Annotated in this window: 17 protein-coding genes, 1 tRNA gene and 1 pseudogene; 7 read left to right on the forward strand and 12 right to left on the reverse strand. The window is 35.4% G+C overall.

Going from position 1 to position 14,949, the window contains the following annotated elements; translation table 11 throughout:
* Positions 1-334 precede the first annotated feature (334 nt).
* Together M1E96_RS13875 and M1E96_RS13880 are read right to left on the reverse strand one after the other, a co-directional pair.
* Entirely contained in the window at positions 335-1,264 is a 930-nt protein-coding gene (locus M1E96_RS13875; RefSeq protein WP_140182645.1) for a Dyp-type peroxidase, read from the reverse strand.
* Positions 1,265-1,455: 191 nt separating this feature from the next.
* Positions 1,456-2,238, reverse strand: coding sequence for an SDR family oxidoreductase (locus tag M1E96_RS13880; RefSeq protein WP_140182631.1), 783 nt, complete (start codon positions 2,236-2,238; stop codon positions 1,456-1,458).
* 75 nt (positions 2,239-2,313) lie between these two features.
* On the opposite strand from M1E96_RS13880, the gene M1E96_RS13885 reads away from it, so the two are divergent.
* Positions 2,314-2,667 carry a MerR family transcriptional regulator gene (locus M1E96_RS13885; RefSeq protein ID WP_140182632.1) on the forward strand — a complete coding sequence of 118 codons (354 nt, stop codon included), beginning with the start codon at positions 2,314-2,316 and terminating at the stop codon, positions 2,665-2,667.
* 253 nt (positions 2,668-2,920) lie between these two features.
* Positions 2,921-3,808: a PhzF family phenazine biosynthesis protein gene (locus tag M1E96_RS13890; protein ID WP_272580893.1), complete on the forward strand. Its 888-nt coding sequence runs from the start codon at positions 2,921-2,923 to the stop codon at positions 3,806-3,808.
* A 71-nt stretch (positions 3,809-3,879) separates the two neighbouring features.
* On the opposite strand, the gene M1E96_RS13895 is transcribed toward M1E96_RS13890, so the two are convergent.
* On the reverse strand, positions 3,880-4,419 hold the full coding sequence (locus M1E96_RS13895; RefSeq protein WP_272580894.1) for a hypothetical protein: 540 nt from the start codon (positions 4,417-4,419) through the stop codon (positions 3,880-3,882).
* 562 nt (positions 4,420-4,981) lie between these two features.
* On the opposite strand from M1E96_RS13895, the gene M1E96_RS13900 reads away from it, so the two are divergent.
* On the forward strand, positions 4,982-5,875 hold the full coding sequence (locus M1E96_RS13900; protein WP_337979456.1) for a hypothetical protein: 894 nt from the start codon (positions 4,982-4,984) through the stop codon (positions 5,873-5,875).
* Between the two features lie 215 nt (positions 5,876-6,090).
* On the opposite strand, the gene M1E96_RS13905 is transcribed toward M1E96_RS13900, so the two are convergent.
* The 3 genes from M1E96_RS13905 to M1E96_RS13915 form a co-directional block, all read right to left on the reverse strand.
* The gene (locus M1E96_RS13905; RefSeq protein ID WP_272580896.1) at positions 6,091-7,767 is read right to left on the reverse strand and encodes an alpha-keto acid decarboxylase family protein; all 1,677 of its coding nucleotides are present in this window, start codon (positions 7,765-7,767) and stop codon (positions 6,091-6,093) included.
* A 138-nt stretch (positions 7,768-7,905) separates the two neighbouring features.
* Positions 7,906-8,637 carry an SDR family oxidoreductase gene (locus tag M1E96_RS13910; RefSeq protein ID WP_272580897.1) on the reverse strand — a complete coding sequence of 244 codons (732 nt, stop codon included), beginning with the start codon at positions 8,635-8,637 and terminating at the stop codon, positions 7,906-7,908.
* Between the two features lie 128 nt (positions 8,638-8,765).
* Positions 8,766-9,797: a methyltransferase gene (locus M1E96_RS13915; RefSeq protein WP_369427133.1), complete on the reverse strand. Its 1,032-nt coding sequence runs from the start codon at positions 9,795-9,797 to the stop codon at positions 8,766-8,768.
* 1,146 nt (positions 9,798-10,943) lie between these two features.
* Between M1E96_RS13915 and M1E96_RS13920 the strand changes: the two genes are divergently transcribed.
* Positions 10,944-11,165 carry a hypothetical protein gene (locus M1E96_RS13920; protein WP_319067535.1) on the forward strand — a complete coding sequence of 74 codons (222 nt, stop codon included), beginning with the start codon at positions 10,944-10,946 and terminating at the stop codon, positions 11,163-11,165.
* Positions 11,166-11,297: 132 nt separating this feature from the next.
* On the opposite strand, the gene M1E96_RS13925 is transcribed toward M1E96_RS13920, so the two are convergent.
* The 4 genes and pseudogenes from M1E96_RS13925 to M1E96_RS13940 form a co-directional block, all read right to left on the reverse strand.
* Entirely contained in the window at positions 11,298-11,882 is a 585-nt protein-coding gene (locus M1E96_RS13925; RefSeq protein WP_272580899.1) for a YcxB family protein, read from the reverse strand.
* Between the two features lie 77 nt (positions 11,883-11,959).
* Complete coding sequence (locus M1E96_RS13930; RefSeq protein ID WP_369097278.1) at positions 11,960-12,169, reverse strand: ProQ/FINO family protein; 210 nt, start codon at positions 12,167-12,169, stop codon at positions 11,960-11,962.
* A gap of 13 nt (positions 12,170-12,182) precedes the next feature.
* Positions 12,183-12,281: pseudogene (locus M1E96_RS13935) on the reverse strand (DUF4102 domain-containing protein); the annotation flags it as partial.
* 171 nt (positions 12,282-12,452) lie between these two features.
* Positions 12,453-12,540 (reverse strand) — tRNA-Ser (locus M1E96_RS13940).
* 182 nt (positions 12,541-12,722) lie between these two features.
* Between M1E96_RS13940 and tusE the strand changes: the two genes are divergently transcribed.
* Positions 12,723-13,052 (forward strand): sulfurtransferase TusE, encoded by a 330-nt coding sequence (gene tusE, locus M1E96_RS13945; protein ID WP_070924858.1) that lies wholly within the window; start codon positions 12,723-12,725, stop codon positions 13,050-13,052.
* 11 nt (positions 13,053-13,063) lie between these two features.
* Here the strand turns inward: tusE and M1E96_RS13950 are convergent, their stop codons facing one another.
* Positions 13,064-13,345 carry an acylphosphatase gene (locus M1E96_RS13950; protein ID WP_070924859.1) on the reverse strand — a complete coding sequence of 94 codons (282 nt, stop codon included), beginning with the start codon at positions 13,343-13,345 and terminating at the stop codon, positions 13,064-13,066.
* Positions 13,346-13,564: 219 nt separating this feature from the next.
* Here M1E96_RS13950 and hspQ point away from each other — a divergent pair, with 219 nt between their 5' ends.
* The gene (hspQ, locus tag M1E96_RS13955; RefSeq protein WP_175442433.1) at positions 13,565-13,888 is read left to right on the forward strand and encodes a heat shock protein HspQ; all 324 of its coding nucleotides are present in this window, start codon (positions 13,565-13,567) and stop codon (positions 13,886-13,888) included.
* Between the two features lie 54 nt (positions 13,889-13,942).
* On the opposite strand, the gene M1E96_RS13960 is transcribed toward hspQ, so the two are convergent.
* Positions 13,943-14,356, reverse strand: a complete 414-nt coding sequence (locus tag M1E96_RS13960) for a CoA-binding protein (RefSeq protein WP_272580901.1) — start codon at positions 14,354-14,356, stop codon at positions 13,943-13,945.
* A gap of 100 nt (positions 14,357-14,456) precedes the next feature.
* Here M1E96_RS13960 and M1E96_RS13965 point away from each other — a divergent pair, with 100 nt between their 5' ends.
* Positions 14,457-14,915: a methylglyoxal synthase gene (locus M1E96_RS13965; protein WP_070924861.1), complete on the forward strand. Its 459-nt coding sequence runs from the start codon at positions 14,457-14,459 to the stop codon at positions 14,913-14,915.
* Positions 14,916-14,949 lie beyond the last annotated feature (34 nt).

Consider the following 14,949-nt stretch of genomic DNA (forward strand, 5'->3'; position numbering starts at 1 on the left):
AACGGTTACAAATTGATAACATTTACTTATAAACTTTAATAAAGACGATAAACGCAATATATGCGAGAAAAAAGCGGCTAAAAGTTCAGTTGAGATGAAGGAATGTGAGAAATGTCACGAGTTACCATTGGGGTTTAAACCAGACGAGTTATAATGCAAGTTGCAACGTTCTTAACGACTTTTACCCTCACCCGTCGTCTAGTTTTCTAGGCTCCTAGCGATCTGTTCGCTTATTACCTAGCTCCCCCTCGAATTATTCAGAGCGGTAATAGTTGAATCCCTGTTAAATGGGTTCTGAGGTTAACAAATAACCTCAGAACAAAATAAATATGGCTTATTCAATATCATCTAGCATTGATGGTGATGGAACAAAGAATAGTGTCCCTGTAACAGCGGTACTGTATTTTAACAACTCATCGGTGGCACCATTTTCACTGCCAAGAAACATGCTTTCCAACATACGAAGCGTCGTTGAAAAATACCTTGCATAACCAATAAAGTAAGTACCGTATTCATTTTTAGAAGGATTAGAAAATGGCATATTGGCACGAACAATTTTTAAATCATCACCATTTTCATCTTTAATATTAGTCACAACATTGTGCGAGCTAGGTATTTTTTGTTCATCAGTCAATTCCACATCATTAAATTTATGGCGACCAATTACTTTCTCTTGTTCTTCTACACTCAAACTTTGCCATGCGCTCATATCATGAATATATTTTTGAACAAATGCATAACTACCACCCGCAAATTGTTCATCTTCATCACCAATAACAGCATAATCGACACGTTCATCTTCCATTTCAGGGTTCTCAGTGCCATCAACAAAACCTATGATCGAGCGCCCATCCATATAGCGGAATCCATGTACTTCATCGACATGTGTCACCATACCATCGAGCTGCTGACTAATAATGGAAGCTAATTCATAACAAGCAGAGACATTTAAAGCGCGAATATGGAAAAATAAATCTCCCGGTGTGGAAACAGCCGTATGGCGGCTACCTTTTATTTCTTTAAAAGGAGTAAGTTGTTGTGGCTTAGCCAATTGAGGAAATAAACTTTCCCATGCATCGGCACCAAATCCCATCACACAGCTAGTTTCAAGTGCGGGGAAACGCGTTCTCATGCTGCGAATTAGACCGGATAAATTATTGCAAAACGAGACCAACTGATCACGGTGCTTTTGTTTATCAACAATATTGAAAACGAGGAAATATGAATTTTCTCCTGGAGTTTTAGTGACATCTTGATATTTCATAGGGGTTATACCTTTTCCATTGTTTTTCATTTTCATGATAATGGTTCCACTATAATACAATGAACACCCAACTTCATTGATATTAACCACTTAATAGATAATACTTTTTTAATCACCAAAAGAGACATTCTTATTTGGATAAAAAACAGTAAATATCGCCTGATTCATTATTCAGGCGATATTTGAGGTTGTTATGATTTCTGATTAAATTTGCTGTTATACGCATTCAGCATTTTGCCATCCACTAATTGGAAATTAAAACTTTCCCTATCGACATAACCCGTCATGCTGTCTGAGTCATATAGCGCCATGGCAAACTCAGCCAATTGTTCACTGGTATGATATGTACCAAATGAAACATCATAATCATAGTGTTCCACATTGTTAGCGACTTGACCAAACTCGGTTTTTGTTGCTGCTGGTGCTAAAACTTTAGCCCTTAATTGAGCGCCTTCGGCAATAAGCTCTCTCGCTAAACCTTCAGTAAAACTGCTGACAAAGAACTTTGAGGCACAATAAGTCACAGCATTTGGTACAATCGTATACCCTCCTGCTGAGCTAATATTGATTAACTGAGTATCTGCAATATCACGATAATCATTGATATATAAACTCGATAAAATAACCAGCGATTGGATATTCAAATTAAGCATTGTTTGGATTTTATCAACCGGTTGGCTTGAAACTGAGCCGTAATATCCCATTCCTGCATTATTCACCCATACCTGTACTTGGTAGTGAGTTAGCGAATGATAAAATGCTATCGCTTGTTCCGTCGACGATAAATCACACTTTTTAACTATCACCTCAATATCTGGGTTTATACCCGCTATCTCATCCTTTAATTTAACCAATAAGTTATCTCTGCGAGCAACGGCAATAATATTCATTCCTTTCTTCGCGAATGCCTTAGCGATTGAACGACCGATTCCTGAGCTAGCCCCCGTTATCACTGCATAATGTTGTTGTTTCATATTACCTCCTTTTGATAAAGTCACTAAACGATAGGGGATAGAGCTAACTCTAGGTCAACACTTTTTGGAAAATAAATGAACTATACTATTAGCGAATTTTCACAGTTAACAGGTTTTAGCATATACACGCTACGCTACTATGAAAAAGAAGGTATATTAAATCCTGCGAGACAAAATAATAATCATCGTTTCTATTCCAATCATGATGTTGAATGGATGAAATTTATTATTCGTTTGAAAGAAACAGGAATGCCATTAAAAGAGATCAAACAATATGCAAATTTAAGAGAATTAGGCGATAAAACAGCGCAACAAAGAATGGAGTTACTGATTAAACATTATGAGTATCTGGAACAGCAATTACACATTCTAAATGACCACCTTTCCAATTTAAAATTAAAAATTCAGCACTATCAAAATCTGATATGACTAAAATACAGCTAGTCAATAAAGCCGTCTTATTAGACAATCTAACAAGCACCCTATCTTACATCAGTTTGATATATATAGCATTTTATATAGTGCAAAATATAGATTGCCTAGGTTATAGAGTGATTTTCCATTCAAAAAATGATAGAAAGGCTTTAGTAATCATCCGAACGATGAAATATTCTGTTCTATCACCCACAATCGGCCTTGCATATCCATTAAACAATATCGAGGCATAATATGAGAACAAACGATGCCAAATGCGCTAACACACTTAGCTGAAAATGAAATCAAAGTTCATCTTGTCAACTCATTCACCCGTAATAATTCCGGAGGTAATCCCGCAGGAGTTGTTCTTTATCCACCTAAACTAAGTATCGAACAAAAAACAGCGATCGCTCGTCAAGTTGGTTTCTCTGAAACCGCATTTGTTTATTCAGGCGAAGATACCGATTTCAACGTAGAGTTTTTTACCTCTGAAGGCGAAGTCGATTTTTGTGGACACGCAACTTTAGCTGTTTTCTTTACTCTAAACTCACTCAATTTACTTAACTCAGGTAATTACAAGCAAAAAACGAAAGCAGGTATTCTCAATGTCGTCATTACACCTAATAATATCGTCATGGAACAAACCTTACCTATCATGCGGCAAGGACCTGATATAAAAGATGTTGCGGCGGCTTTCGGAATGCACCCAAATGTCATTACAGAAACCAATTTACCTGTAAGCATTATCTCAACGGGGTTACCTGATATTATCGTCCCAATACAAACGGGCCAATTGGATACACTACAACCTAATTTTAAGGCACTCGCAAAGCTAAGCCGTGAGTTTAATACTATCGGTTTTCATGTATTTGAATTAAGCGATGATCCATCCATCACCGCACATTGTCGAAACTTTGCACCGCTATACGGTATAGATGAAGAGTCTGCAACTGGTAGTGCTAGTGGCGCTTTAGGATGCTACCTCGTTAAAAATGTTTTCCCCAAAGAAACACATTTTCAATTTGAACAGGGTCGAGCTATGACCTGTTCCTCTTTAATCCAAGTCATCATAGATACGAAAGAAAATGAAATTAGTCGTGTTAGCGTGGGTGGACAGGCGACTATGATTGGCATAAAAACAATCAAGCTTTGAAAGCTTCTAAAAACAACACAGCAAATATAAAGATTAACGGTGAAATGTCGTAATTCACCGTTTAATAATCATTAGCCATCAATTTTTTCAGGGATAGGATATCTTAATATGATTTTAGGTGAATCTGGCAATATCCGTTGAGACCTATGCATAAGATAAGCGGCAACCTCTTCAAATGATAAATCATCGACATCTTCGTCATTAAACCACTCATTAGGCCAATATATTAAATCTGATGGATTAGCATCAAAATTCATCTCAAGTAAATCAAGAGCGTACGATTGTTCAGATTCATTCCCTTCCGCGTTACATATAAACTCAATAATAGCGATCAATTCCTCATAGGTAAGGTCGTCTATATATTTGGTTTGATTAAATGCCATCTTTGTAAACTCTTTAGCGCTTGTCCATGAATTATAATCACGAAAATCTGAAAACTCATAAATTTTAGCTGTTTGGATGTTCCAGTTTTTCATCATCAGATTAAGTTCTGTATTATCTTCTTTAGCACCACTGTCAATCTTAATCGTAATTTGCTCGAGTAAATCAAGCTTATCCTTCATAATTGAACGGTTAATTTTTATTGGTTTTAAACGCTCTGGTAATGGCATAAAGCCTCCTAATTTTAAATAAAAATAACTTGGGATTACTTATCAACATAAGATAATCCCAAATAAAAAATTGTTCTAGCATTTTTTGTTCTTTAATTATTTAAGACTAAAAAAACAACCATAATATTTAATTATGATAATATGATATTAAATCAATATATAAAAACAGAACTAATTAGTTAAAAAATCATGTTAAAGCTAATTAACGATGTATTAATTTCTATAAACAAACTAATTTAAACGTTTGAATCAAGAATATTATTATTAATAAATTTACTAATTAATCGACAGTCTCATGTACACTTGTCTGCTGACACACACCAAAAAACAGATAACAATCAATAACAATTATTTTTCTTTTTAGCAACTTAAGTAAAACATGCTAACAACAAGCCCTATTGGTTTTAATAGTCTCACCTTACAAAATAGACAGTAAAACTTATAATTCTACTTAAGCGGGTGTTAAAAACATATTTACTCTGATACTTATTATATAATTTCAACTGTAAAAGATTATAATATCGAGTCTAATAATCAAAAATTAGCTCATACTGGTACTACAATGAAACGCTTTCTATTGACTTACTTTTCTCCTTTTGTTGCCTTGTTTTCACCAGACGCGCTCAGTGATAAAGCTTTAACAGCGGGTTACGCTAAACTTATTGCTTTGTCTTCAACAAATGACATTAGCGCTTCAACATTATACTCAGACGGCCTTGATTACAGTAAGTATTCATTACCCTATACCTTCAAAAATATTTATACTGATGGCGATTACGCTTTCAATATTCAAATACGAGGAAATTATCTTAAAGTAAAATCAGAAGTCATAGATATTGATTCATCAAATAGCCTTCGTTCCCGTTGGGATATCTTAAATCTGACTACATCTCCACAATTAACATACAGCATAAATAAAAACTATAGTTTAGAAGGTGAACTTGAGCTTGGCTATTCAAATATGCAAAATAAATCATCATTCTACGGTGAAGATGATGTAAAAGCGGGGCTTCGTGAAGCTAAACTCTTAGATTGGGATATAAACACTTTACATATAACCCCGAAAATAGGGATAGTAAATAAAAACACTTTAAGCAATGGAGATAATATTAGTCTTCATACAAGTGTTGCCTATATGTTCATGGAAAGCATCGGCAATAAAAGCAATATAAAAATAAGTAATAATATAGGCATTTGGTCCGCAGGTGGTGAATACACCATGGCAAATGCCTTTGATATTAAAGGGAAATCTTTTGACATCATCGTCTCTAATGACATTGGTGGTTTTTATGGTAATAGCTACAGAGATTTGTCATTTGGGTTTATAAATAATACATCATTAGCATTAGAAACGCCTATAAACATTAGTAATACAGAATTTAAGATAAAGGCTGGTATCGGATATCTATCTAGCGATAATGCTCATGGTGTAACTTTCATTGTGGGAATTAATTAAATACCGAAACAATTATAGCACGATTAAACTCACAAAATATCACTCGAATAATATCGCCTTTATTTGGCGATATTATTCGATTATAGTATTTGAAATAATCAGTGAAGTTTTAACAAGAGATAAACCAAAGTGAATCATACCTATTTTGTTAATCCCTATAAAATAAACATTATCATCAATAGACGAATATACAAGACCAACATATTAACAATAATCTATCTCTGCTCCACCATATTATTCTTTAAGGCAATAGAAATATCATCTAATATTTTCGGAGTATCCATTTTAGGTAAAATCACTTCAATAAAAGCGAGTTGATTACAATTAGCCACCTCCTCTAAAGCACATTTCAATTGTTCTGTCTCCGTTATACGTCTTACGAATGCCGGATATTGATTTGCGAATGCTTTAAATAATAGTGTCCAGTCCCATGCGGTAATATCATTGTATACCTGTTCAGGACCATGGATTGCACGTTCAACAGTATAACCTTGATTATTCATTAAAAATATTATTGGCTTTAATCCATTTCTTAACATAGTTCCTAGTTCTTGCACTGTAAATTGTGCCGCTCCATCACCAATTAACAATATGACTCGACGATTAGGTTCAGCAAGTTGAGCTCCAAAAGTAGCTGCTAAGGAAAAACCAACAGATGCCCACAAAGATTGGATCACAAATTTACAATTTTCGGGTAATATGAGTTCAGCCGCCCCGAAACATGAAGTGCCTTGATCGGTAAATAATATATCATTTGGCCGAATAAATTTTTGAATTTCACGCCAAAAAGAACGCTGATCCAATTTGGATTTACTGCTCTGAAATAACGGAGGCGACAACGATGGTGGATTAATTATTGGTAATGACCATTGTTGCACAAGAGATAATGTTAATTGGTGAAGAGCTTTAATTGCATCTTCCATTGGTATTTGAGTAAAAACTTGATGCCCCACTCTAGCTTCATTAGGGTGAATACTAATACAGTTTTCAGTTGGTAATTTATGACTAAAGCCCGCAGTTGCTGTATCAATAAATAACACCCCGATGTTAATTGTAACATCAACGTTTTCTATTAGATTTTTTATTTCAACTTCGCTTGCTGCTCCTATATAAGTTCCCGCATAATTAGAATGATTTTCATTGAATACACCTTTACCAAAAAGCAAAGCTGAATGAGGAAGTGCCACTTCATCCATCCACTGCTGTAGCAATGGTTGTACATTAAGTCTTTCAGCAAGACAACCCGCAAGTACTGATACTTTTTTTGTGCCTGTGAGTTTTTTACGTGCGGATTCAATAAACATTTTTAGCGATGTGTTTGATAAAACGTTTGTTGGTAATACCAACGGCGCTGGTTTAGACTCGAGCGGTAATATCGCTACATCGCAAGGAATGACCAAATGTACAGGACGATGCTCACTCAAAGCAATCGTAATTAATCTATCTATTTCTGATTCTGCATTACTTGGCGTTAGGCAAGCTTGGGCAACACTGACTTCTTTTGCCATACGAGAAAAATGTTCGAAATCACCATCACCAAGGGAATGATGTAACAATAATCCATCTCGCTGGAATTGTAATACTGGAGCGCCAATAATGTGAATAATAGGAAGATATTCTGCATAAGCTCCCGCAATTCCATTGATTGCACTTAATTCTCCGACACCAAATGTGGTTAACATCGCAGATGCAGGCTTACAACGAGCATAGCCATCAGCAGCATAAGATGCATTAAGTTCATTTGCACAACCAATCCAATCAATTTGAGGATGACTGATAACATGATCAAGGAACTGCAAATTGTAATCGCCCGGAACACCAAATAAGTGATGAATGCCTATTTGAGCAAGCCGATCTAAAAGATAATCTGCTACAGTATAACTCTTCTTCATTATCATACCTACTAAAATGAGAGTGCAATGAGATATAAAATCGATTTCAACTATCCGACAATTACCTGATACTTTTTAATAGGCCAGCCTATTAAATTTGACTTCATTAATACAATTAAAAGGTTATTTATAATAAAGTTAAAATTCTTGTTGTGTGGGGCGTAATATAATCTCATTAATATCTACATCTGCCGGTTGCTCAATAGCATAAGCAATAGCTCGTGCAATAGAATCAGGTGGGATAGCTTGCTTATAAAAATCAATTATTGATTGTAAGCTTGTAGGATCACTACTGCCAAATTTTAATTCGGAATCGATAACACCGGGACAAATTGTTGTTGTCCTAATATTTTTGTCAACTTCACTTCGTAGACCTTCCGATATAGCGCGTAGAGCAAATTTTGTTCCACTATATACAGTTCCTCCTGGACTAAATACTTTTACGCCCGCTACGGAAGATATATTAATAAAATGGCCACTTTTTTGTCTTTCAAATATAGGAAGCACTTCGGCAATCCCATATAAAGGTCCCTTAATATTAATATCAATCATTTTTTCCCACTCATCCACTTTACTAAGGTTTAGAGGAGAAATAGCCATTAAGCCGGCATTATTAATTAACACATCAATTTTCCCAAATTGAGAAAGTGTTGTATTTACTAAATTTTTAACATCGCTATATTTAGTCACATCAGTCGGCACAACAAGAGTTTTTCCAACACAAGCTTGTGCCAACTTTTCTAGAAGCTCCTCTCGGCGTGCTGCTAACACAACTATTGCTTTTTTACTTGAAAGATAAAGAGCCGTAGATGCACCAATACCACTACTTGCTCCCGTAATTATAATGACTTTACCTGCAATCGCTTCCATCTTGCACCTCCTAATTATTTAAGCAGTAAATGATTATTACTGCTCGTTATATATTAACCAAGCATATATATCAGTAAGATTGTATTACAATTTCTACCTATATATATTTTGCAGATTTATTTGGATTTTTATTTAGGAATTGCCTCGACAATCGACACATAACAACCTGTCTCAATTATTCGATTAAGTTTTAAGTCTGCACTATCAAGTAATGCTTTCAATTCTGCTTCACTACGAGTCTGCCCACCATCAAAACTTGCTAAGAGTAATAGGTCTATTAAATTACCGCCATGCCAGTGATTACCAGTTGGAATAACAGGCTCTAAAATAAGTAATTTAGAGTTGTCATTCATCGCATTACGGCAACTTTGTAATATTTTTTGTGCTTTATCCGTTGGCCAATCCATAGTGATATATTTTAATAGATAGAAATCTGCTTCAGGGCATGATTCAAAAAAGTTCCCCGCTTGAATTCCCCATCTTGTAGAATCACCTAAGTCATCAAGCCGATGTTTTTTTAGAATTTCAGGCTGATCGAATAATATGCCATGTAGAGTCTTATTACTTTGTAGAACCGTTAATAATAATCCGCCCATCCCTCCGGCAATATCGACAACTGTCGAATTATCAGGAAAGTCATACCGCTGAGTTAGAAAATAGTTTTCAACTGTAGACATTGAAGACATCCCAGTGTGAAAACTATAGCCATTTTCATAATTTTTTTTGTCTGCCCAATATTCATAAAAAGACTCCCCAAACATATCTCTAAAAGGAATATCACTACGTAAACTATGAATTAAATTACCTAATGGTTCCCAAAATGTTTTATCTGTCAGCATAAGAACAGCATCATGTAATGAATGAAATTGATCGGTCCGAAGAAATTCAGCTGCGGGGGTTAACTCAAATTTACCATCACTCGTTTGTGCAAAAATATCCTTAGCAGCCAGCATTCTCATAACTCTGAAAAGTTGTTTAGGATTAACATCCGCTTCTTTTGCAAGCTCATCAATTGTTTTAGCACCATTTTTTAACTTATCAGCGATATCTAAAAGTGTAGCTACTCTCAATGATGCTTGAAACGTAAATCCCATTGCTTGTTCTAATAAATAAACCGCCGCACTTTCATTTTTAGATATGTAAGTATCATCATTTAACATGTAATTGTTCCTCTTAGTATTAAAAAATAATTAGATGAACCTAATGTACGGTAAAAGATGCGTGTTTACGTTTATTTTCATTGAGATACATTAACATTTAAAAATAAGCTTAATATTCTTTACAAAGCATTATTTTTATTACTCTCAATAAAGAAATAGAGGATTAGGCTCATCGTTCATTCACACACACCTTTAACATAAAAAATAACATAGTGAAACAAATCTTATTGAAATAAATTCATCTAGAGAATGATCATCATGAATATATTTAACATTCACATATTCATATATGGGCATCATTCATTCTGGTTTATTTTCATATAAAGTCAAGGTAATGGAAATTAATTTACACAAATAAATTTAATCATTTAAAAACAATTAATTAGAGAAATAAATCCTTATTTAAATCTCTTTCAATCTCATATTTTTAATAAATTCAAAAATTAACCATAACAATAATAACAAATTGACATTATTTATATTGATAATAGTTTTATCTATAAAATATAAAAATGAAGTTATAGTTTATGACTTAAAGTTAATTAATTCACCTACGAAACTCTAAATAGAGTTAATATTTACAAAGATTATTAATTTAGGATTTATTACAAGAATTGGCTTGGTAAAAAACACTGATATGATTAATCAATTAGTTTTGTTAGAAGTAATAATAAATAGTTTCAAAAATAAGTCATATTAAGATAAAAGAGACTAGTTTATTCTTTGTACGCTACCATCATTACTGACATCTTTTAACATTATTTTTAATTCACTGATAAATTTAATGCCTATAAAATAGTACTAGAAGCACTTAGAATAAAAAATATTATGAGAATAAATAGGATGCTCTCATTAGTGGATAAAAATACAGCCATATAATAACTATTACATTAATAATAAAATGTTAGTTAAAATTTAACATTAGTTTCATTAAAAAATCATTACTAAAAAGAACTATTTTTGATAAAAAGTGAATCACCAAGGCTACGTGATCGTCGCTTTTTTATTTACAGTAACTAATTGATATTTATTAAGAGTAGTTATCTGAATTATGGAGTAAATACCTTATCAATGGCGCCCCTTGATTTAGAGCTTCTTAATGCTACATGCTACAATACTTCATGCTAAAATTATTGGAGTTAATGTATGTCACACAATAGCTCGCGGTCAAAAGTCCTCAATCCTGAATTACCTTTAAATCAAAGAGCATCCCATGCTAGAAGCTGCGCTAATCATGTTTCGGCTAGACTTGATATAACACGAGAGGAGCTATTTAAAATCACAATAAAAGCGACAGGTGTAGACTTGAATAAACCAAAAAATGAAAATGAGCTAATGGTAGCTTTTAGTTATTTTGAACAACTCTGATATGCTGCGATGACAGTATTACCAGTACCAGTCCAAAGTAGTGAAGGATGAAAATGTTGAAAGAGGAAGTTAATGACTAACGTGTAGGAAAACTAGCTATATGCCGCCTCGGCTTATGCGTTGGCGATATTTTTATTTAGATTTATGACTTGCTATTTGCTCCATTACGAACTGATGTAGCTCTTTAAACTCCCCCTCTGATAGAACTCTTGCAGGGATAACGGTTCCTTCACCACCAAAAGCAAAAATAAACATGTACTCTTCCTCGATATAGCACTCTTCTATATTCGACCAAAACATTCTAACTAGAGTCTCTTTCGTAATACTGTCTATATATTTCCTGTTAATTTTAACCTTGACTAATCTATCGGGATTACTTTGTTCTTTTTCCTCATTTTTTCTTATGTAACGTTGCTCTATGCGAAATGTAATATACAAACATATCAAAGAAATTAATAAGCCACAAAAACACAAAAAACCTATATTTTTAAGACCTGAAAACTCATCCAACTTCGAATAAGCCTCATAACCAATTATTAACAATGCGCCGCCCAGCACAATCGATGCTATAGAAAATAAATTCCATAGCTTAGTGAATAATCTGTATGGCATTTTTTCTTTATCTATAATGGCAGTTGCTGGCTGTTGTATTAATTTTCGTATTTTCTCTGCTTCTAATCTCGATGCTGAAAACTGAATTTGATAACGGCTCTTCATCAATATTAATCCCTTAATTAATCATAGAAAGTAAGTACCAGAATCAACAATGAATCTGGATGTTTAAACGCAATTTATTATTTATTGTTCCATTTCGCCAGTTTTTGTTCTGCTATAGCTTGTTGTTCTGGTGTAACCTCTCCGTTAGATTGCTCGTTCATATCAAACCGATTGCCAACCAAAGTAAGGACTTTCAAATAAACCTTGCGACTAATGTATGACTGTAATCCCTGTTTAATGCGGCTCTCTCGGATATCCAAACCTTTCTCTTTAACCTCAGCAATCATGGCTTCCTTGATACCAGCCTTTGGAGTTGCTAATTTCAACTAATAAAGATAGCCCATTACCATCCGCCAGCGTGTAGGATTTTTTTGGCTTGGCACGCTTGATATGCCATATCTATTCGCTTTATAACTCATTAATATTATATAGGAAAATTGTAGAGAGAATTTCTCTACAGAAACCTATACAACAAATTATATAGATTTAGAAATATGTTAGTAGATTTTGGTGGAATGCTTGATTTACTTGGGATTGGAAGACTTTGGAAGACGTTACTAGAAGTGAAGATGGCGGAGGAGGAGAGATTCGAACTCTCGGATGGTTTCCCATCGGCGGTTTTCAAGACCGCTGCCTTCAGCCGCTCGGCCACCCCTCCGCAATGACGTGCACTATAAACATCTGAGCGTTGGATGTAAACCCCTTATCATGTCAATTGCTATAAAAATAGGCGCTTAGTGTGTTGATGGACTAAATTATCAACATATCTAACGGGTTGCTTGGGTTATTGACTATTTTTTGCTAAATTTGCAGTCTATTTTTGTTTAGGTTGAAATGTGTATGTTGCTTTTTAACGGTCAAGAAATTGAGACTGATTCTCAGGGCTATCTTATTGATAGCCAACAATGGAGCGAAGCGCTTATCCCTCTACTTGCAGAGCAAGAAAACATTACTCTGACAGAAGAACACCTTGAAATCGTTCGCTTTGTTCGTGCCTTTTATTTGGAGTTTAATACTTCCCCCGCAATCCGCATGTTAGTGAAAGCTGTCTCTCAACAATTTGGAGAGGAAAAAGGAAATAGCCGCTATTTATATCGACTATTCCCTAAAGGCCCAGCTAAGCAAGCAACTAAGCTCGCGGGACTCCCTAAACCCGTAAAATGTATCTAATTGTACAGCAGTTAATAGCGGACTGAAAAATCCGCTATTTTATCTGTTTGCCAATTTTCGCTGAAATAATGGTCAATTTTTGCGCCTGGGGGGCCACCTGCATTTAGCCATTCTTCGACAAAACTAATGTCTTGCTCTGAGCCATTAATGGCCAAAGTAACACTTCCATCATCGCGATTACATACATAGCCTTTAATGCCGTTTTGATTTGCCCAATGATAGGTTTGGTAGCGAAAGCCTACACCTTGAACGCGACCATAGATATAAAATAAACGTCCACCTGTTGCTGTCATTTTTATCCCCCATTATCAGTACTCTAATTATTAATGTGCTATTTATTACTGTTGTGTTTTTTTCACCGAACAGATAATCTGAGACTGAGGCACTGCTTTTCATGTTACATATAAGACAGTGTATTGCGTTATGAGTATTTGTCCATACATTGGCTTGAAAACGCGGAACACTGCCCAAATATAGAGTTATAGCATAAGCAAGGCTTTTAGGAGGTGGCTATGATGATCACCAGTAAATATGGTATAGGGCAACAAGTTAGGCATAAACTACTCGGCTACCTAGGTGTTGTCGTGGATGTTGATGCAGAATACTCGCTCGAACAACCACACGATGACGACGATATTGCAGCAAATAGCGCATTACGTGATCTGCCTTGGTATCATGTTGTAATGGAGGATGATAACGGCGATGCAATTCATACCTATTTGGCAGAAGCCCAAATTACATATGAAGCCGCTGATGACCATCCAGAGCAACCCTCTATGGACGAATTGGCAGAATCCATTCGCTCACAATTACAAGCACCACGCCTACGTAACTAACTGATTATCAAACTTACAGTAAAGCAGCAATATCGCTGCTTTACTGCATATTGGTTATTTTTCTAACCCTAACGCTGGGATCTCTTGTTTTGGGCACCTATCCATAACACATTGCATACCCGCATCAAGTGCTATCTGTTGAGCTTCTTCGCTAACAACCCCTTTTTGTAACCACAGAACTTTCGCTCTCGCTTCTACCGCTTCATGGGCGACTCCTACCGCTGCTTCAGCATTACGAAACACATCTACCATATCAATAGGTTGTGGGATCTCACTTAATTTAGCGTACACTGTTTGCCCTAATAAAGTTTGACCTGCCAATTTAGGACTAACAGGGATCACGATATAACCCTGCTCCAATAAATACTCCATCACTTCATAACTTGGCCGATCTTTTTTATCGCTGGCCCCAACCAGTGCAATCGTGTTAACGCTACGTAATATTTCTGCAATTTCTTGACTAGTCATCAAAATATCTCCCAAAATCAGTAAACTATTAACTCACAATATGATATATCTGATGCCGCATAGTAGCTCGATTGAGCCACGCTAATTTTAAGGGAACATCATGGAATCAACCACTCGTACAATAAAAACCCCTAAGAACATAGCTCTTGTTGCCCATGACCACTGTAAGTCTTCACTACTCGCTTGGGCAACAAAAAATAGTGAACAACTTAAGCCACATCAACTATTTGGAACGGGTACCACCGCTAAATTGCTTACCCATCACACTGGGCTGAATGTAACAGGTATGCTAAGCGGTCCAATGGGTGGTGACCAACAAATTGGCGCTATGATTGCTGAACAAAAAATTGATGTGCTAATCTTCTTTTGGGATCCGTTAAACGCCGTTCCTCATGATCCCGACGTTAAAGCATTATTACGCTTAGCAACGGTTTGGAATATTCCTGTAGCGACTAATGCTGCAACGGCAGATTTTATCATCACCTCCCCTTACTTTAAGGGTGAAATAGATATTGTGATCCCTGACTACCACCACTATCTACAAGAACGTACAAAATAAAAATTGAGGTGCCGACTCATCTGTTCGGCACCAT

This window comes from Providencia sp. PROV236, assembly GCF_033676985.1.
GTDB lineage: Bacteria > Pseudomonadota > Gammaproteobacteria > Enterobacterales > Enterobacteriaceae > Providencia > Providencia manganoxydans.